The sequence below is a fragment of the Hydrogenophilus thiooxidans genome (assembly GCF_019049855.1).
GTDB classification, from domain to species: Bacteria; Pseudomonadota; Gammaproteobacteria; order Burkholderiales; family Rhodocyclaceae; genus Hydrogenophilus; species Hydrogenophilus thiooxidans.
Map to the genome: position 1 here is coordinate 1 of NZ_JAHLSY010000020.1, position 16,853 is coordinate 16,853.

The following is a 16,853-nucleotide window of genomic DNA, read 5'->3' on the forward strand; positions in this document are numbered from 1 at the left end:
CGCTTTCCTTGCTTCTTGACACAACACAAGGATGCACCAGCTTTGTCGGGAGGACATCTCAAACCGGTGTTTTGCGGACATTTACCATCGGTGCTGACATGCTGGACGCGATCATAGAAGGGCAAGTCGGGCGCTTGGTTATTACGCACAAAGATCGGCTATTGCGCTTCGGCGCGGAACTGGTGTTTGCTGTTTGCGAAGCGAAGAATGTTGAGGTGGTAACTGGGCGCTGGCCGAGTGGCGGCGGCAGTACGAGGCATGGAAAGCCGACAACAGCCAACCCAAGCCCTCGCAAGCCGCGCTGCGACGCCAGTTGAACGCCATCAAGCGCGAACAATTCCCGTGGATGCTGGAAGTGACCAAGTGCGCGCCGCAGATGGCAATCATCCAGCTTGGAGAGGCGTTCAAAAACTTCTTTGCGGGTCGTGCCCGCTACCCGCAGTTTCGCAAGAAGGGCGTGCACGAGCGCTTTACGCTCACCAATGATCAGTTCGACCTCGACGGGTGCCGTATCCGCATCCCCAAGCTTGGCTGGGTGCGCATGCGCGAGCCGTTGCGTTTCGCTGGCAAGATCATCTCGGCCACGATCTCCCGTGTGGCCGACAAGTGGTTTGTCAGTATCACCGTGGACACGTCCGATGGTTCGCATCTACCCCAAGCCAAAAACGAGCCGCAAGACGAAAACCAAGTTTGCGGCGAGTTTCGGCGCAGCCAAAACCAAGGCGCGGTAGGTGTCGATCTGGGTGTGTCGGCGCTGGCGACGCTCTCGACGGGAGAAAAGGTCGTCGGTCCCAAACCGCACAAGGCGCTGCTCGATCGCTTGCGCAGGCTCTCGCGCAGCCTCTCCCGCAAGCAGAAAGGTTCCAGCAACCGCCGCAAGGCCAGGGCCAAACTGGCGAAGCTGCACGCCCGCATCGCCAACATCCGGCAGGATGCCTTGCACAAGCTCACCTCAAGCCTCACGCGGCGGTTCCATACCATCGTCATCGAGGATCTGAACGTGCGCGGGATGATGGCGAACCGGCATCTGGCCCGTTCTATTGCCGACATGAGCTTCTTCGAGTTCCGGCGGCAGTTGGAGTACAAGGCTGCGATGCGCGGTGGCATCGTGATAGTAGCGGATCGCTGGTTCCCGTCGAGCAAAACTTGTTCGGTTTGTGGGACGGTTCAGGAAAAAATGCCGCTGTCTGTGCGCGAGTGGACGTGTCCAGAATGCGGAGCGCACCACGACCGGGATCTGAACGCAGCCAGAAACCTACTGGCGCATGGCTTGGCCGCCCTAAGCGGCTCTACGGCGAGTTCCGCCGAATGTGAAGCTTGTGGAGAGGAAGGCTCTGGCCGCCGTCGCAAGACGGCGGTGAAACCGGCCTCGGTGAAGCAGGAAGTCAGCTTTGTTCCTGTTTAGGCAGGAATGAGTAAGTCTGACGGAACGGTAAAGCCCGCTGGCATGTGCTGGACGATTACGATGGCGGGAACGGTACGCGGTAGCTTCGCCAAGATCGTCTCCAGCACGGTGGTGCCGCCAGTCGACGAACCGATCACGACGACCCAAGGGGCGTACTTCATCGATTCGTCCGCGGACTACTCAGGTAGTGTTGGATACGCCGGTAGGTGCCAGCCCCGCACGATCCCCAGCGCGCGCAACGAAAACGCGACCGCCGCACCGATGATGAGCGCCATTTCGTGTGCCAGCCACCCTTCGGTGAGCACGAAGGCCGCGGCACCGGCGGCGGCGGCAGTGGCGTAGATCTCGCGGTGGAGGATCATCGGGATTTCGTTGCAGAGAATGTCGCGGATGAGGCCACCGAAGCTCGCGGTCATCACGCCCATGATCACCGCGATGAAACCATTCGCGCCAGCGGCAAGCGCTGCTTGCGCGCCGATGAGACAGAAGACCGAAAGCCCCACCGCGTCGAACCAATCGAGCGCACGATTCGCGGTGAGCCGGCGCGAAAAACGGGGAGCGAACCAACCCAGCGCATAGAGGAAGAGTGCCGTGCCCGCGGTGAGTGCCACGTAATGCCACGCCGCCAACCAAAAAACGGGACGGTCGAGCAAAAGGTCGCGGAGCGTTCCGCCGCCGATGCCGGTAACGGTTGCGGCAAGCATCAGGCCAACGGGGTCGAGCCGTTTGTGCGCCGCGACGATCGCGCCGGAGAGGGCGAACACCACGACGCCGAAGTAGTCGAGCCAGAGAAGTAGAGAAGAGATTGCCATTGTCCCGTCCAATGGTCACGTCACGGTTGGGTAACCATTTTGCTTCTCTTGGTAGCACTCCAGTTTTTTGAGTTTTTCCCACAGCGTTTTGCGGGTGATGCCCAGCGCCGCGGCGGTGCGCGTGATATGACCTTGGTTTTGTTCCAGGGCGCGTTTCAGGTATTCGCGTTCGCACGCCATCAGATATTCTGCAAGGGATGCGGAAATCGTCGTGCCAACTTCTGCAGACTCTGGCGCGTTGCCTTCGTTGTCGAAGAACGCATCGATCGTGAGCGTCGGTCCGAGCGCCAAGATGCACGCGCGCTCGACCGCGTGTTTGAGCTCGCGAATGTTGCCCGGCCATGAGTAGGCAAGGAGCGCTGCTTCGGCGCGTGGGTCGATGCGTTTGCGTTCGTCGGGGTGTTGCTGGTTGAATTCGGCGATGAAGCGGCGCAAAAACCAGCGAATATCCTCTGGGCGTTCGCGCAGTGGCGGAATCCGTAGGTGGATCACATGGATGCGGTAGTAGAGATCTTCGCGGAAGGCGCCCGCTTCCACCATCGCTTTGAGGTCGCGGTGGGTGGCGCACACAAGCCGGAAACGGCTGGTCAAAGGCTTTTCGCCGCCCAAACGCGTGAAACGGTGGTCTTGGAGCACGCGCAGGAGTTTCGCTTGCATTGCAAGCGGCATTTCACCGATCTCATCGAGAAAGAGCGTACCGCCATCCGCCAGCTCGAAAAGCCCTTTTTTGGTCCGCGTTGCCCCGGTGAAGGCCCCTTTTTCGTAGCCGAAGAGTTCTGCTTCGATGAGGGATTCGGGAATCGCGGCGCAATTCACGGCAACGAACGCCCCTTCACTGCCCACGGCGTGGTGGTGGAAGCGGCGGGCGACGTACTCTTTTCCGCATCCCGATTCTCCTGTGATGAGTAACACTTCCGCGTGGCGTGCAAGCCGTGGCAATTGTTCGGAAATGCGTTGCATCGCAGGGGAAATTCCCAGCGTGTCATCGGTTTGCTCATACACAATCCCGTAGGATTCCGCCAGTTCGCGCACGCGATGCAAAAGTGCCTCAACCTCGAAGGGTTTGGTGAGGTAGTCGGCTGCTCCTGCTTTGATCAGTTCCACCGCACGGTCGATGGTGCCGTAGGCGGTGAGAAAAAGGAAAGGGGGGAGGTCGCTGCGTTCGGCAGCGAGGGCGAGGAAGAGATCGCCGCCCTCGATATCGGGGAGGCGGATGTCGCATACGGCGACGCAAAAGCGGTGCGCGCGCAACGCGTCGCGTGCCTCTTTGCCACTTTTGTACCAGGAGACATCGAAACCTTCAAGGGAAAGGAGATGAGTGAGCGATTCCCCCATGATCGGATCGTCTTCGATCAGAGCCAGGCGGGGCTTGTGATCAATCTGGCAGGGCATAGGGTATCTCCACGAGGAAGCAGGTGCGGCCAGAATGGCTTTCTACCGAGAGACCGCCGTTGAGCTGTTTGACCAGTTGGTAGACGACCCACAGTCCGAGACCATGCCCTTCTTTGCGCTGAGTGGCAAAAGGTTCGAAGAGGTAAGCCATTTGATTTTCCGGGATTGGATCCCCGTCGTTGCAAACGGAAAGCAGTAAGTGGCGACTCTCGGTGCATTGGACTGCGACGGCAATGATTCCGTTTGGAGGAGATGCGGCGATGGCATTCAGGATCAGGTTGAGCAGAATCTGGCGGATCGGCGTGGCAGGCAGCGGCAGCGGTGCGGAGAGGTTGCTGTCGATTTGCAGCGTAACATGGCGGGCGTGCACTTCCCCCTCCACGAGCAGGTATATGTCCTCGAGATCGGCCGGTTCGAGTGAACGGTCCTGCAGTTTGGTCTCGACCAGGAGCGCAGCAACGGTATTGCGGATCTGGGTAAGGCCGCGTTCCAGCAGTGAGACGGTCTGGGCGGCAATCGGGTCGTGTTCGCCATGCTTTTGCCACGTTTTCACCGCGGTGAGCATCCCACCCAGCGGATTGTTGATTTCGTGTGCGATTCCTGCGGTGAGACGACCGATTGCGGCGAGCCGCTCCGAAACCACCATCTGCTCTTCCAATTCCTGTTTCAGCTTGAGTTCCGCGATCATGCGGCGGAAAGCCGCGCTCAGCTGGCCGATTTCGTCCCCACTTTCCGGCAGAGCCGCCTGTTCCGCTTCCGTGAGGCGATCGGGAACGTGGCGCATCGCGGAAGCGAGCGCAAGCAGCGGTTCCGCGGTGCGGCGGGCCCAGATCCAGGAGACGGGGAGAATGAAGAGCATCGCCAAGCAGGTGATCCAGAACGCGCGCAAGACGAGTTCACGGTAGTGCGGCAGGATCGCGGTGGTTGCGTAACCCAGCACGACGTGCCCCAACGCTTCGCCGTCGGTGACGAGTGGGGAAATGACGAACAACGTATTCGATTCCGGAACGGTGATCGATTGCTGCTGAGCGTTCCCTTCCCATTTAACCTGTTTGGCCATTTGACCGACGTCACCACGGAGTTCATCGACCAGTGCGCCCAGTGGATAGCGGCGGGGTTCGTTCGCGACGAAGATGCGCCGCTCTTTGTCGATCACGAGAAGCAGTGGGCTCGCGGCGTCGCTCATCGCCGGAACCTCTTCGATACGAACCGAACGCAGAATTTCGAACGCGCGCCAGACATCATCGTGCAATACCGGCGAGATCAGGGTATTGGCCAGAAGGCTGCCCAGGCTGCGAGCGTTCCTTTCCAGGTTCGCGCGCATCTCTTCGTAGTCTTTGACAAGCAACGCGGTGGTGATCAGAAACGCCGTTCCGAGTACGGCGAACATCACCCGCAGTGGGATCTTCCACCGCAAAGAGAGGTTGGTCAGCGGCTTCATGTTCGGGGAAGGTTGAGGTAGGCGGCCATCCACGCGATCGAATCGTAGAGCGTGTCGTCGGCTGTGGTAAACCCATCCAAACGGAGGAGTCGCAAGAGTTGCGCCCCGTTCGCATCGTCTGCCATGTTCAGCAACGCTGTGCGAAAGCGTGTTTCCAGCGCTTCGGGGATATTTTTGTTGGCCACGAAAGGGGGGAAACCAAACGGCGGAGAGCGTTCGATGATTTGCGTTCCCTGAACGAGCTGAGGGTGAATTTCTGCGAGCATTTCCCAGACGTAACCGTCGACCGCGCCGCCTGCGGCAAGCCCGGCAGCCACCGCTTCGATCACTTTGCGATGCGCCCAGGTGAAGAAGGTGCGCGCGAAAAATTTTGCGGGATTTTCGCCGCTTTGCGCGATCGCGTATTGCGGGTAGAGAAAGCCGGAATTGGAGTCGGGATCGCTGTAGGCGAAAACCTTTCTACGAAGGTTGGTCAGACGGCGCAGTTGCGGTTGCGAGCGATCAACGATCAAATACGAATAATAGGTGGGTTCGCCTCGCCAGAGTGGTACCGCAACGAGCCGCAGCTCATCACGATAGCGCACGTAGGGGTAACCACAAAGCCAGGCGAAATCGATCTTGCTGGTACGGAGGAGTTCGATCACTTCGCGGTAGCTGCCGCGCTGCACGAACTGGACGCGCTGGCCCAGTTTTCGTTCCAGCCATTCCCGCCAATGGGTGAGAAATCCGATCTGGTCGTCGAGAAAAACAGGGGTGAGTCCGATGCGCAGCGGCGCATCCACGGAGCTGTGACCGGGCAGCGGGAACGACAGACCGACCGCTTGCGCGAAGAGCGCTTTGAGGGCGGTGCGTCGGGAAAATGGGGCAGCAGCCATATCGGTATTGATTGCAGGATCATTTTTCATGATAGCGCAAAACCCAGGGGATCGGAAGCGTTTGGGGATGGTTTCGAAAGCGTGACGGCAATGCGGGTCGAGTGGTTACCTGGACGTAACGCCCGGCGATCTTTTCACAATCGCACGTGACGATTAATGTGTTGTTTTTCAATATAAATTAGGGAGCGGGTAACGATTTCTCATCTTTGGTCCGGAAATTGCTCTGCGTTAGCTGGCCGGCTCGACCGGGGGCGTCACTCCCGATTGAACGGCGACGAAAATGGCTTTTTCTCGACTTCGAGGAGGTGTGGTAGATGAGTGAAGAACTGCGGGTCTCGTCTATCGAGACAAGAGGGGTGCCTGGTAAGCGGCGCTACGCGATGGTGATCGACACTCGCCGTTGCATCGGGTGCATGGCCTGTCAGGTGGCTTGTAAAGCCGAGTACGACACGCCGCTAGGCGTCAACCGAACCTGGGTGCCCTACAAAGTTACGGGCAAATATCCTAACGTGAAAAAACACTTCTTGCCGCGGTTGTGCAACCATTGCGACGATCCGCCCTGCGTGCGCAACTGTCCGGTCGAGGCGACCTTCAAGGTCGACGATGGTGGGTTCGTGCTCCAACGGTACGAACGGTGCATCGGTTGCCGGAGCTGTATGGCGGCGTGTCCCTATAACGCGCGTTTCATGTTGCCCTCGCACCGTACCTACACGCCCATCACCAACGTGGTGGACAAGTGCACCTTCTGCTTCCATCGCGTCACGCAGAACCTGGTTCCTGCGTGTGTCCAGACCTGTGTTGGGCGCGCACGGGTCTTTGGCGACCTAAACGATCCCAACAGCGAGGTCTCTTACCTGGTTGCGCACAACCCAACCCAGGTATTGCGTCCCGAGCAGGGGACCAAACCCCACGTCTTCTATATCGGTGCCGACCGGAACCACACCGAGTACGGGCGCGATGCCTATCGCCGGATCGAGGTGATGGAATCGGAGCACGCGGCGTGGAAGAAACATTTCGACCTCTGAGAAGGAGCAGATCATGGGTGAATATCTCGTCTTTCATGACGTCGCCTGGCATGCGACGTATGCAATCTATTTCTTTCTGATCGGCATCGTCGCTGGTCTTTCGTTTCTCTCCTATGCATCGTGGCATCTTTCCGCGTTGCGACCGTTGCGCGAAAAGAGTGCTTATGTTTCGCTCGCGCTGCTGGCGGTGGGCGGTCTGTTATTGATCGCTGATCTTTCCCAGCCGATGCGTTTCCTCAATATGCTCAACCCTGCCTACCTCAATTTTTCTTCTCCGTTGGCGTGGGGGGCGCTCAATCTCGTCGCGTACGGAATCGCTTCCGTTCTCTACCTCCTGATGTTGTGGAAGAAGGATGAGAAGAACGGCAAGATGTTGGCGTTGGTCACCGCGTTCTTGGCACTGGGGCTGCCGATCTATACCGGTTTCGACCTCACGGTCCATCAACACCGCCCGGTATGGAACACACCCGCGATTCCTCTGTTGTTTGTCGCGCTCGCATTCTCGACGGGTTCGGCGGTCGGCGCCCTCATGAGCGCAAACAACGCTGAGGCGCAACAAGTTCTGCGCCAGTTCATGCTCTGGTCGGCTGGCGCTGTCGTCGTCATCCTCATTGCGATCATGGGCACCACCAGCTACGGCGGTTCGGCTGAGGAGCTCACCTTCATGCTCATGACGTCGGGCACGATGGGGTTGCTGTTCGTGGGTGTGGGTTTCCTGGCGGGAAGCTTAGCACCCGTGGTGATGCTCTTTGCGCCAACCGGCAAAAGCATCAGCGTGATTCTGGTTTCTGCGTTGCTGATCTTGCTGGGGAGTGCTGCGGTGCGTTACGTGATCCTGATGGCTCCGCAGCAAGTGCAGACCCTTTTCTGATTGGTTTTTGAGGAGAGATAGAGATGGATATGCCAAAAGTCACGCGTCGAACCTTTCTGAAGGTGAGCGCCGCGGCGGGTGGTGCTGCCGCAGCAGCGCCTCGGCTACTGCAGGCGATGGAAAACGAGCTGGGAGGGCGCGATTACGGTCCGGTCACCATGGCCCAGCGTCAAGCGATTCCCTATACTTGCCACGTCTGCAACATTCAGGACGGCGCGATCGCCTACGTCGAGAACGGCCGTATCGTCAAACTGGAGGGCAACCCCGAGCACGTCTCGACCCGTGGTCGCCTCTGCGCCAAAGGCAACGCCGGGATGTGGTATACCTACAACCCGGATCGTGTCCTCTATCCGTTGAAACGCGTCGGTGCGCGCGGCGAAGGGAAATGGAAACGCATCACCTGGGAAGAGGCGCTGACCGAAGTCGCGCAGCGGCTCGACGCTGCGCTCAAAGAGGATCCGAACACGATCATGCTCAAATGGGGGCGTGACCGCACGGGTGGTGCGCTCATCCGTTTCATGCATACGCTCGGTTCCGACAACACGATGAACCACACTTCGGTGTGCGAGTCGTCGAAAAAGGTCGGCTTGGAACCGACGTGGGGGCCGGACATCGAGACGCCGGATTTTTCCAAGACCAAGTATGTGCTGAACTTCGGTTCCAACGTGCTAGAGGCCTCATACTTCCACAACCCGCTTTCACAGCGTGTTACAGAGGGGCGCATCGACAACCATATGAAGATCGTCACGTTCGACGTACGGTTGTCCAATACGGCCGGCTATTCGGACGAGTGGATTCCTGTCTTCCCCGGTACCGATGGCGCGGTGGCGCTGGCGATCGGCCACGTGATCCTGCGCGACGATCTGCAGGACTCGGAATTCATCAATACCTGGACCAACGTTACTGTCGAGGAGCTGAAGGAGCACTACAAGTCCTTCACGCCGGAGTGGGCGGAGAAAATTTCGGGCGTTCCTGCAGCGACCATCGAACGGCTCGCGCATGAGTTTGCGACGACGAAACCGGCTACCGTCTTCACCTACCGCGGGCCAGCGAAGCACCTTTATGGCTCTTACAACGAAAAGGCCTGCATGATGTTGCCGATCCTGACCGGCAACGTCGAGAAGGCGGGAGGTTACTGCCTGCCACGTGGCATGGGGTGGCCGCAACCCAACCCGAAGCCGCCCAAGCCCGCGAAGCACGCCTATGCGAACCACCACCACCATCCGCTCTTTCCGCTGGCGAGCCACGGCGTCTCCCATCTGACTCCGTTCGATATCTTCGAGGGGCGAACCAAGGTGAATGTCTATTTCACCTATATGGACAACCCGGTCTACACCAACCCGGGGGCGCAAGCGGTTTGGGGGCAACTCTTCAAGGACGAAAAGTTGATCCCGTTTTTCGTCTCGATCAGCACCGTGATCGGGGAAGAGACGGCGTATGCCGACATCATCCTTCCCGATTGTATGTTCCTCGAGCGCTGGGAACCGGAATCGATGCCCAATTCGTTGTGGCCGTGGTTGGGGATCCGGCAGCCGATCATCGCGCCGCTTGGCGAGACGCGCGAGACGCGCGTCATCCTGCGTGACATCATCCACAAGCTCGACCCGGATGGTTCACGCGGAATGAAGCAGTACTGGAACTTCAAGGATGGCGAAGACTACATGCGCCAGCACTTCGACAATATCCCTGGCCTCAAGGATGTGGGCGGTCTTGATTTTCTCAAGAAGAAGGGGGTATGGCCGATCTACGGCAAGCTCGATTCCCGTACCGGCAAAGTCGTTGATAAGACCGGACGCGAGATCAAGGCGGAATATGAGCTCTACAAGAAAGAGCTCTCCGACAGCGATATGATGGGCGCGACGATCGAACCCAATGGGCTGATCGTCAAGAATGGCAAAGCGATCGGGATCCGTCGCAATGGGAAGAACTATGTCGGGTTCCCAACACCGAATCGGTTGCTCAATGTTCGCGTCGATGAGTGGGCGAAATACGGTTTCAATCCGATGCCCACGTTCAAGCGCGTCCCCTGGCATGAGACGATGAAGGACGATGAGCTGGTGCTCACGACCTATAAGTTCAACGTTCACGTCCAGTCGCGCACCGCTTCGGTGAAGTGGCTCGCCGAAATCGTCCATAACAACCCAATGTGGATCAATCCGGAAACCGCGAAAAAAATCGGCGTCAAGACCGGCGATCTGGTGCGGGTCGAATCGAAAGTGGGGTATCTCGTGACCAAAGCGTATGTCACCGAGGGGATCCATCCCAAAGTGGTGGCGATCGCAACCGGTTGCGGCCACTGGGAGTATGGTCGATTGGCCACCCTCAAACTCAACGAGAAACCGCAGTTCGGTGGCACCGAGGATCCGGACTTGAAAAACGTTTGGTGGGATGACAAAGGGGTCCATCCCAACATCATCATTCCGGCGATAGCCGATCCAATCGGCGGTTCGCAGGCTTGGTACGACACGGTGGTGCGTGTGACGAAGGCGGGGCCGAACGACAAATACGGCGACGTTTTCGGCGATTTCCAGAAGCACCTCGAAGCGTACCGCGAGGGGTTGCGCTTCACCTACAAAGGTGACCTTCACCGCAAGATGCATCCGGAGATGGCCCATTGGCCCGGTCCTGAGCAAAGTCAAGACCAAGGGCAGCACAGCTGACGCAGTACGGTAACGGCATCCCCTTCGCCCGGTTTTTCACGGGGCGAAGGGGTTCCTTGTGCGGGAAAATTTTTGCCTAGGAGTGCATATGCTCAGCGAAGTGTTATTGCGCAACGATCGTGAAACGGCGGAGATTACGCAACCTGCGGTGGTTCCTCAGACATCCCCCGAGGAGCAGGCAGCCGAATGCCGTGCGCGCGCCGCGATTTACCGTCTATTGGCTGCCGTTTTCGTCGAGGAGGTCACTCCCGATCTCTTACAGGCGATCCGATCGGAGGCGCTTCTTGCCCAATTGGCCGAAGTGGGTATCCGCTTCGACGACGATTTCACCGCGGCGCCGGATGCGGCGCTCCTTGAGGCGTTGGCGGCGGAGTACACCGCACTTTTTGCGTGCACCGGCGGGTTCCCCCCGGTTGAATCGGTGCGGCTTTACGGGCTCTTTCAGCAAGAGCCTGCGTTTCAGGTGGCTGAGACCTACCGTCAACACGGTTTTGTATTGAAGAAAGGGAAGTTCGCCACTTTTCCCGATCAGCTTGGTGTGGAGTTGTCGTTCGTTGCGGAACTGCTCGAACGCGCAGCCGATGCGCTCGAAAACGGCGACGTTGCAACCCAGCGCAAACTGGAGAAGACGATCAAACGTTTTTGGGCGCAACATCTTGGCCTCTGGGTGCGCGGTTACGGGCGATTGGTGCAGCGTGCCGCGGCCCACTCCTTCTATCGCGAAATGGGGCGTTTCCTTACCGGTTTCGCGGAAGAGGAGATCGCGGCGATGGGACTCAAGGTCGAGGACCGCGATCAGGGTAAACTGGAGGTGGAGAAGATCCCGGGGAAGGTTGAATTCAACCCCGACGAGCCCATCTGCAACGCCTGCGTCGGTAGTATGGCTGCCGCTAAGGGGCAGGGGGCAACCGTGTCCGTACTGCACGATCTTCGTTGATCTGCTGGTAGAGGAGAAACGATGAAATTGCTCGATCTTTCGCCGACCCATTTCGCTCCTCCCGATCGTCAGGTGCTCTCCAACCTCGACTGGTCGGAAGCTGCGGCGATGTGGGACAGCAATCAACTGGGAGCGCTCCACGATTGGCTCAACGAGCGCTGGTCCCGTTTGATCCAAAACAGTCCAGCAGGCATGCGGGATCCCGAAGCGGAATTTCTCCAAGGATTGGCTTTCGCCGTGCTTGCGCTTTTCTTCACTCAGAATCGCAATCAAGAGGGAGCGCTTCTGATGATCGACGATGCGTTGATGACGTTGGCGCGCTACCGCCCCCGTTTCCTTGGCGTGCATATCGAGCCGATCCTGGCTGCGCTGCAGGAACTCCGACCGTTGCTCGTCGGATTGGCACCCGATGATGAATGTCCCCTTTACCCGTTCGTTTACCCAAAATTCGAATATTCGGTATAAACTATGGAAGGAAGGGAACCGACACCAACCATCATGATGCAGGAAGCGCCGTTCGCTGAGCAGGTATTACCCATTGCATTGAGGAGATTGGTCCGTTTCACGGTAGATAGCGGCGAAACGGTAGGCGAGGAAGATCTCCTCATCGATGCGCCGGGTATCGAGGAGGTTGCCAGCGCGTGTGCCGCGATCGTCCTGACACGTGAGGGGGAAGCACGCGCCAAGACGTTGTTGGCCGCTGGTGCTCGCTACCTGTTTCTCGGTGAGGCGGCGTTGCGGGACAGTGAATGCGTGGCGCGCCTAGCCGAAGCGTACCCGGGTCGAATCGGCATTTTCGCGCCCGTGCGCCGCCAACGGGTCACTTGGACGCTGGAGACCGAGTCGAACGCCGACTTTCGCACCTTGACCCCGTCGATCGCGGCGCCGACCTGGGAAATTTTGTTGGCCGACGGCAGGGAGAGCGGCGTCGTGTTGCCTTGGTGGCTGCAGGCGATGCGCGAACGGGGCGCTTCCCAGTTCCTCGTCCAGGCCGATCTTCGCGACGACAGCGACCTCAATATTTTGGCCGAACTGGTCGAAATGGTCGGCGAACGGCTCTGGATCGCGCCGTTGGGGCCGAACCACCTCCCTTACGTCGAGTGGGTCAAGTATGGCCAATGTTGCCAGTTGGCCCTTCCTGACGACGATTATCGCCGCAAAGAGGAACTGTTTGCCGAGTTTCTCTCTCCACCATCGGGTGACACGACATGAAAACGACGACGATTGCTGCCTTCTTTCTTCTGCTCTGGGGTATGGGCACAGCGCAGGCTGGGGTGACGCCGATGAAAACGGCGCAGCTGGTCCATGCATTGGAAGAGGGCAAACCGTGCTGCATCATCGACGGCCGTCCGGAGCAGAGCCAGCGAACGAAACCGTTGGAGAACGCGTTGCCGTACCGCGATGGGCTGGTTATCGAGCCCAGCGGGATGGTCGTCGTCGTCGCCGACAGCGATGAGGCGGCGATGCGGATTGCGTCACGCCTGGATGAGGCCTATCCGGGGCAGAACATCGTGGTGGTTCTTGGCGGAGCCGACGCGTGGGAGGCAGCCCAGGTGGATCTGAGTCGGCGTGCTGCGACTCCTCCGCGTGGATTGAGTTTCATTATCCCGAAAAACACCTGCGAATCGGGTTCAAGTATCCAGAAACTGACGACGAACGCGAAGTAACGGCGATACGACGATGGCCTTCGCTTACCCTGAGTTTCGTCCGTCGCGCTGCACCCGTTACCGTTTTCGCTACAGTGCATGTCAGCGCTGCCTCGACCATTGTCCTTACGACGCGATCACGCTCACCGACGAGGGGGCGCGCCTCGACGAAAGCCGTTGCCGCAACTGCGGGCTCTGTATCACGGCGTGCCATACGGGCGCCTGGACATCCGAGATCTTCAAGCCGATCGACCTTCTGCGCCAGGCGATTCGACAGCCTGAAATGAAAATCGCGTGCGCACCTTCGGGGTTGGCGGCAGATGCTGTCGTTCCTTGCCTTGGGGTGCTCAGCCCCGGTTTTTTCGCCTATCTCAGTAAGCGCCGGATTCCAGTGACGGTGCTGGGTGCTGCGCACTGTCCGGAATGCGCGCACGCACCCAAGGGCGCTGAAGCGCTTGCCGATCATCTCGCTGCCGCTGAGCAGTTGCGGTTGGCAGCCGAGGAACCGGATAAGCCGTGGTTGCCTGTGACCGTCGTCACCGAAACACCGCAGGAAAAAAGTGCGGAACGGGTGGCGCTGGAGCGAAGGCAGTTCTTCCGACGTTTGGTGGGACGAGGGGTCGATACGTTTGCTGCGCCGCCAGCGCCGGCGGATCGTCCCGTCGTGCCGGACAAGGCGATTCGGGCAGGCGCTTATGCGATGACCGAGGAGCGGGAACTGCTGCAGATCGTTTGTGATCGGCAAGACGGCGAAGCGGTTGAACTTCCTTGGCACGAGTCGCTGCCGTTGCTGCAGCTCTCTCTGCAACCGGGTTGTACCAACTGTGAAGCCTGTTTTCGTGTCTGTCCCACCGGTGCGATCAAAATCGAGGAAAATCCTGGCGAATGGGGGTTGATCTTCCAATTCGACCGCTGTGTCGGGTGTCTGGTCTGTCTCGAGGTCTGTCAACCCAGGGTTCTCACCGCTGACGCGCATTTCGACGCACGGCCTGAACAGCCCGCGCGGGTTCTGCACGCGTTGCGCAAACAGCGCTGTTCCCGTTGTGAGCGCTTTTTCGTCGCGCCGGAACCAAGGGAGCAGTGCCCGTTCTGTGAAGATGACGACGACGCGTTTGCGCAAATCTTCGGGTAGAAAGGAGTAGTGATGGAATGGGAATTTACCCCAGAGGATGTGGTCAAGGGCGTTGCGGATTACGGGTTGGCGGAGTTTCGCCGTGACCTCGCCGAGGAGGTGCGGCTCAACATGGGCGCAGAGGATCCTTTGCGGCTGCGTCGCGTTTTCGATCTCGTCTACGATCTCTGCTATGCGCTTGCCACGAGCAAGGATCTCGAAGCCCATCTTGCCGCGTACGCGTACGATCCGCCAACGGTGCAGTTCCTTCGCGAACTTCAACCCGCGATGGTGGAGAATGCGACGATGCTCGGAGCGATCCTGCAGCGGTCGATCATGGACCATGTTGCCGCAGGCCAACCGCTCGAGCGGGCGATCGCCGAGGTAGACCAATGGCACCGTGCCTTCGTCGCGGAAAATCCCCCGCCGTTCTCTTGAAGCGCGCCATGGCTTTCTTACTCCCTCGGCAGTAGAATCCCCATAAGCAGACCGGGGCGTACCCGCAGATTGTCTTTGGCTGCGCCGACGCAGAATCTGTTTTCGCCGCTGTGAGGAAAGGGGATTTTCATGTCTGTTGTTCTGGTCACCGGTGGAGCCGGCTACATCGGGTCACATACGGTCGTGGTGTTGCTGGAAGCCGGGTTCGAGGTGGTCGTCTATGACGATTTCAGCAACAGCCACCCGGAGGCGCTACAGCGTGTCGCGCGTATTACCGGCAAAACGGTGCGTGTGGTGGAAGGTGACGTGCGGGATCGCGCCTCATTGGATGCGGTGTTTGCGCAGTACGCTCCCGATGCGGTGATCCACTTTGCCGGCAAAAAAGCGGTGGCTGAATCGGTCGCGAAGCCGCTTTACTACTACGACCACAACGTGGTCGGGTCGTTGCGGCTGTTGGAAGCGATGCAGGCGGCTGGGGTCTCGCGCCTTGTGTTCAGCTCGTCGGCAACCGTCTATGGCGAACCGCAACGGTTGCCGCTCACCGAAGACCATCCGCTTTCGGCAACCAACCCCTACGGGCGGACCAAGCTCATCATCGAAGAGATGTTGCGCGACGCTTTTCGTGCCGACCCCACGTGGCACATCGCGATTCTGCGCTACTTCAATCCGGTTGGCGCGCATCCGTCGGGGCTGATCGGTGAGGATCCCAACGATATTCCCAACAATCTGATGCCGTTTATCACCCAAGTTGCGGTTGGGAAATTGCCGAAGCTGCGGGTGTTCGGCAATGACTATCCCACGCCCGATGGTACCGGCGTGCGCGACTATCTCCACGTGATGGATCTGGCCAAGGGGCATCTGGCGGCGCTGCGCTGGCTGCTCACGCCCGAAGCACCACCGCAGTGTGCGGCGTTCAATTTGGGCACCGGACGTGGCGTTTCGGTGTTGGAGATGGTGCGCGCGTTCGAGGCGGCGAGCGGTCGCGCAGTGCCGTACGAAATCGTCGATCGTCGTCCCGGTGATGTCGCCGCGTGTTGGGCCGACCCCAGCAAGGCACGTATCGAGCTGGGGTGGGCAGCGAAACGGTCGCTTACCGAGATGTGCCGCGACGCCTGGCGGTGGCAGATGCAGAATCCTGAGGGGTATCGCACTCAGGTTTCGTAACGGTTGGTACGAGGCTCCCTCTCAGGCAGGAGAGTGCGTTTTCAACCAATCCTTGAGCGCGGCGTTCATTCGTGCTTGCCAGTCTTTGCCGGTGGTTTGGAATGCACGCACCACTTCGGCATCAAAAAGGACCGTGACGGCTACTTGTTGTGATTCCGATCGATCCCGACCGCGATGAATCAGCCTGTCACCGATATATTCGTCAGCGCGTTCAAAAAACGCGTCGGTGAGTTCTGGTGCATCGTCAGGGTCAACCCAAACGGGCTGCATAGCGTTTTTGTTCTCGCTCATTGGCTTTCCTCATGCTGATGATGCGACGTGCTTCGCCACGAGGCGTCCATACCATGACAACCATTCTTCCATCGAGTTTCCCAACGGTAATATAGCGCCTTTCCCCATAGTTTTCCTGCAGGTCTTCCGCTGTGAAATGGTGTCCGGCAAACACTTCGGCAGCGCGGGCAAAATCAAGACCGCGCTCGATGAGCGTTTTGGCACGCTTGACAGGATCGAACTCAATACGCATGGGCAGATTTTAGCGATTCCGGTCGCCCCGACACCACGCCTCCGGCGTGACGATCGTCAGTGGTGCGGTGCCAGGTTTGAGTCGGCGCGCAAGGCGCAGCAGCGCCTTGTCGCGGGTGATCAGCCAGGTAGCTTGGTGAAACCAAGCGCACTCGAGGAATTTCTGGTCTTCGGGATCGCGGCAGCGCGGCAAATCAGCGGTGGCCAGCCACGAAGCGTCGGGGTGGTCGACAGGGCGGACCCACGCGGTAAATTGCGCGTGCGCCCGGATACCACGGGCGCTGAGGTGCGCTTCGGCACCAGCGATTGGTGGCGCGATGGCCACTGCGGATTCCGTTGCCGATTCGGTTGGCGCGGTGGTCTCTTTTGCGTGCAGCCGGGAGACAAGCGCCCGCCACTCCGCGATGAGCGGCGGGCTGGCGATCGGTTCGAGCCGTTGGGTGGTGATTGCGGTGACAAGCGGCGTCAACTGCTGATCTTCGAACCACCAGAGCGCGAGCGCGGTGTTGGTGTCGAGCACCGCGCGCGCGGGTGTAACCACTGCGTACGGCTCC

General features: G+C 59.3%; 18 protein-coding genes and 2 pseudogenes. 12 read left to right on the forward strand and 8 right to left on the reverse strand.

Annotated features, from left to right (window positions below; translation table 11 throughout):
* Window positions 1–116: 116 nt before the first annotated feature.
* Together KUL93_RS09075 and KUL93_RS09080 are read left to right on the forward strand one after the other, a co-directional pair.
* Window positions 117–221: pseudogene (locus KUL93_RS09075) on the forward strand (IS607 family transposase); the annotation flags it as partial.
* A pseudogene (locus KUL93_RS09080) lies at window positions 221–1,405 on the forward strand (RNA-guided endonuclease InsQ/TnpB family protein); the annotation flags it as partial. The pseudogenes KUL93_RS09075 and KUL93_RS09080, both read left to right, overlap by 1 nt.
* On the opposite strand, the gene KUL93_RS09085 reads toward KUL93_RS09080, so the two are convergent.
* The 5 genes from KUL93_RS09085 to KUL93_RS09105 are packed head-to-tail and all read right to left on the reverse strand — an operon-like array spanning window position 1,402 to window position 5,955.
* Window positions 1,402–1,566, reverse strand: coding sequence for a chemotaxis protein CheB (locus KUL93_RS09085; protein ID WP_217126736.1), 165 nt, complete (start codon window positions 1,564–1,566; stop codon window positions 1,402–1,404). The pseudogene KUL93_RS09080 and the gene KUL93_RS09085 overlap by 4 nt on opposite strands.
* A gap of 15 nt (window positions 1,567–1,581) precedes the next feature.
* Complete coding sequence (locus KUL93_RS09090) at window positions 1,582–2,217, reverse strand: trimeric intracellular cation channel family protein (RefSeq protein ID WP_217126737.1); 636 nt, start codon at window positions 2,215–2,217, stop codon at window positions 1,582–1,584.
* A 15-nt stretch (window positions 2,218–2,232) separates the two neighbouring features.
* Entirely contained in the window at window positions 2,233–3,609 is a 1,377-nt protein-coding gene (locus KUL93_RS09095; RefSeq protein WP_217126738.1) for a sigma-54-dependent transcriptional regulator, read from the reverse strand.
* Entirely contained in the window at window positions 3,593–5,050 is a 1,458-nt protein-coding gene (locus KUL93_RS09100; protein ID WP_217126739.1) for a sensor histidine kinase, read from the reverse strand. Before KUL93_RS09100 ends, KUL93_RS09095 begins: the two co-directional genes overlap by 17 nt.
* Window positions 5,047–5,955 (reverse strand): substrate-binding domain-containing protein, encoded by a 909-nt coding sequence (locus KUL93_RS09105; protein ID WP_217126740.1) that lies wholly within the window; start codon window positions 5,953–5,955, stop codon window positions 5,047–5,049. The genes KUL93_RS09100 and KUL93_RS09105 overlap by 4 nt, the downstream gene beginning before the upstream one ends.
* A gap of 284 nt (window positions 5,956–6,239) precedes the next feature.
* On the opposite strand from KUL93_RS09105, the gene dsrO reads away from it, so the two are divergent.
* From dsrO to galE, 10 genes are all read left to right on the forward strand, one after another.
* On the forward strand, window positions 6,240–6,950 hold the full coding sequence (dsrO, locus tag KUL93_RS09110; RefSeq protein ID WP_217126741.1) for a sulfate reduction electron transfer complex DsrMKJOP subunit DsrO: 711 nt from the start codon (window positions 6,240–6,242) through the stop codon (window positions 6,948–6,950).
* A 13-nt stretch (window positions 6,951–6,963) separates the two neighbouring features.
* A complete protein-coding gene (gene nrfD / locus KUL93_RS09115; RefSeq protein WP_217126742.1) occupies window positions 6,964–7,821 on the forward strand; it encodes an NrfD/PsrC family molybdoenzyme membrane anchor subunit in 858 nt (285 codons plus the stop codon).
* A gap of 23 nt (window positions 7,822–7,844) precedes the next feature.
* A complete protein-coding gene (locus KUL93_RS09120; protein ID WP_217126743.1) occupies window positions 7,845–10,481 on the forward strand; it encodes a molybdopterin-dependent oxidoreductase in 2,637 nt (878 codons plus the stop codon).
* Window positions 10,482–10,569: 88 nt separating this feature from the next.
* Window positions 10,570–11,418, forward strand: a complete 849-nt coding sequence (locus KUL93_RS09125) for a TorD/DmsD family molecular chaperone (protein ID WP_217126744.1) — start codon at window positions 10,570–10,572, stop codon at window positions 11,416–11,418.
* 21 nt (window positions 11,419–11,439) lie between these two features.
* Complete coding sequence (locus KUL93_RS09130) at window positions 11,440–11,883, forward strand: DUF309 domain-containing protein (protein WP_119334357.1); 444 nt, start codon at window positions 11,440–11,442, stop codon at window positions 11,881–11,883.
* A gap of 33 nt (window positions 11,884–11,916) precedes the next feature.
* A complete protein-coding gene (locus tag KUL93_RS09135) occupies window positions 11,917–12,630 on the forward strand; it encodes a hypothetical protein (RefSeq protein WP_217126745.1) in 714 nt (237 codons plus the stop codon).
* Window positions 12,627–13,085, forward strand: coding sequence for a hypothetical protein (locus tag KUL93_RS09140; RefSeq protein WP_217126746.1), 459 nt, complete (start codon window positions 12,627–12,629; stop codon window positions 13,083–13,085). Before KUL93_RS09135 ends, KUL93_RS09140 begins: the two co-directional genes overlap by 4 nt.
* Window positions 13,086–13,098: 13 nt before the next feature.
* Entirely contained in the window at window positions 13,099–14,196 is a 1,098-nt protein-coding gene (locus KUL93_RS09145; RefSeq protein WP_217126747.1) for a 4Fe-4S dicluster domain-containing protein, read from the forward strand.
* A 12-nt stretch (window positions 14,197–14,208) separates the two neighbouring features.
* Complete coding sequence (locus tag KUL93_RS09150; RefSeq protein ID WP_217126748.1) at window positions 14,209–14,613, forward strand: hypothetical protein; 405 nt, start codon at window positions 14,209–14,211, stop codon at window positions 14,611–14,613.
* A 129-nt stretch (window positions 14,614–14,742) separates the two neighbouring features.
* The gene (galE, locus tag KUL93_RS09155; protein WP_217126749.1) at window positions 14,743–15,777 is read left to right on the forward strand and encodes a UDP-glucose 4-epimerase GalE; all 1,035 of its coding nucleotides are present in this window, start codon (window positions 14,743–14,745) and stop codon (window positions 15,775–15,777) included.
* Between the two features lie 21 nt (window positions 15,778–15,798).
* Here galE and KUL93_RS09160 read toward each other — a convergent pair whose 3' ends face one another.
* The 3 genes from KUL93_RS09160 to KUL93_RS09170 are packed head-to-tail and all read right to left on the reverse strand — an operon-like array spanning window position 15,799 to window position 16,840.
* On the reverse strand, window positions 15,799–16,068 hold the full coding sequence (locus KUL93_RS09160) for a BrnA antitoxin family protein (protein ID WP_119334363.1): 270 nt from the start codon (window positions 16,066–16,068) through the stop codon (window positions 15,799–15,801).
* The gene (locus KUL93_RS09165; protein ID WP_217126750.1) at window positions 16,028–16,300 is read right to left on the reverse strand and encodes a BrnT family toxin; all 273 of its coding nucleotides are present in this window, start codon (window positions 16,298–16,300) and stop codon (window positions 16,028–16,030) included. The genes KUL93_RS09160 and KUL93_RS09165 overlap by 41 nt, the downstream gene beginning before the upstream one ends.
* Window positions 16,301–16,309: 9 nt before the next feature.
* Window positions 16,310–16,840 carry a PIN domain-containing protein gene (locus tag KUL93_RS09170; protein WP_217126751.1) on the reverse strand — a complete coding sequence of 177 codons (531 nt, stop codon included), beginning with the start codon at window positions 16,838–16,840 and terminating at the stop codon, window positions 16,310–16,312.
* Window positions 16,841–16,853 lie beyond the last annotated feature (13 nt).

Excerpts from the sequence above, each read along its gene's own strand:
- KUL93_RS09085 (WP_217126736.1), bottom strand. The coding sequence starts at position 1,566 with ATGAAGTACGCCCCTTGGGTCGTCGTGATCGGTTCGTCGACTGGCGGC.
- KUL93_RS09090 (WP_217126737.1), bottom strand. The coding sequence starts at position 2,217 with ATGGCAATCTCTTCTCTACTTCTCTGGCTCGACTACTTCGGCGTCGTG.
- KUL93_RS09095 (WP_217126738.1), bottom strand. The coding sequence starts at position 3,609 with ATGCCCTGCCAGATTGATCACAAGCCCCGCCTGGCTCTGATCGAAGAC.
- KUL93_RS09100 (WP_217126739.1), bottom strand. The coding sequence starts at position 5,050 with ATGAAGCCGCTGACCAACCTCTCTTTGCGGTGGAAGATCCCACTGCGG.
- KUL93_RS09105 (WP_217126740.1), bottom strand. The coding sequence starts at position 5,955 with ATGAAAAATGATCCTGCAATCAATACCGATATGGCTGCTGCCCCATTT.
- dsrO (WP_217126741.1), top strand. The coding sequence starts at position 6,240 with ATGAGTGAAGAACTGCGGGTCTCGTCTATCGAGACAAGAGGGGTGCCT.
- nrfD (WP_217126742.1), top strand. The coding sequence starts at position 6,964 with ATGGGTGAATATCTCGTCTTTCATGACGTCGCCTGGCATGCGACGTAT.
- KUL93_RS09120 (WP_217126743.1), top strand. The coding sequence starts at position 7,845 with ATGGATATGCCAAAAGTCACGCGTCGAACCTTTCTGAAGGTGAGCGCC.
- KUL93_RS09125 (WP_217126744.1), top strand. The coding sequence starts at position 10,570 with ATGCTCAGCGAAGTGTTATTGCGCAACGATCGTGAAACGGCGGAGATT.
- KUL93_RS09130 (WP_119334357.1), top strand. The coding sequence starts at position 11,440 with ATGAAATTGCTCGATCTTTCGCCGACCCATTTCGCTCCTCCCGATCGT.
- KUL93_RS09135 (WP_217126745.1), top strand. The coding sequence starts at position 11,917 with ATGATGCAGGAAGCGCCGTTCGCTGAGCAGGTATTACCCATTGCATTG.
- KUL93_RS09140 (WP_217126746.1), top strand. The coding sequence starts at position 12,627 with ATGAAAACGACGACGATTGCTGCCTTCTTTCTTCTGCTCTGGGGTATG.
- KUL93_RS09145 (WP_217126747.1), top strand. The coding sequence starts at position 13,099 with ATGGCCTTCGCTTACCCTGAGTTTCGTCCGTCGCGCTGCACCCGTTAC.
- KUL93_RS09150 (WP_217126748.1), top strand. The coding sequence starts at position 14,209 with ATGGAATGGGAATTTACCCCAGAGGATGTGGTCAAGGGCGTTGCGGAT.
- galE (WP_217126749.1), top strand. The coding sequence starts at position 14,743 with ATGTCTGTTGTTCTGGTCACCGGTGGAGCCGGCTACATCGGGTCACAT.
- KUL93_RS09160 (WP_119334363.1), bottom strand. The coding sequence starts at position 16,068 with ATGAGCGAGAACAAAAACGCTATGCAGCCCGTTTGGGTTGACCCTGAC.
- KUL93_RS09165 (WP_217126750.1), bottom strand. The coding sequence starts at position 16,300 with ATGCGTATTGAGTTCGATCCTGTCAAGCGTGCCAAAACGCTCATCGAG.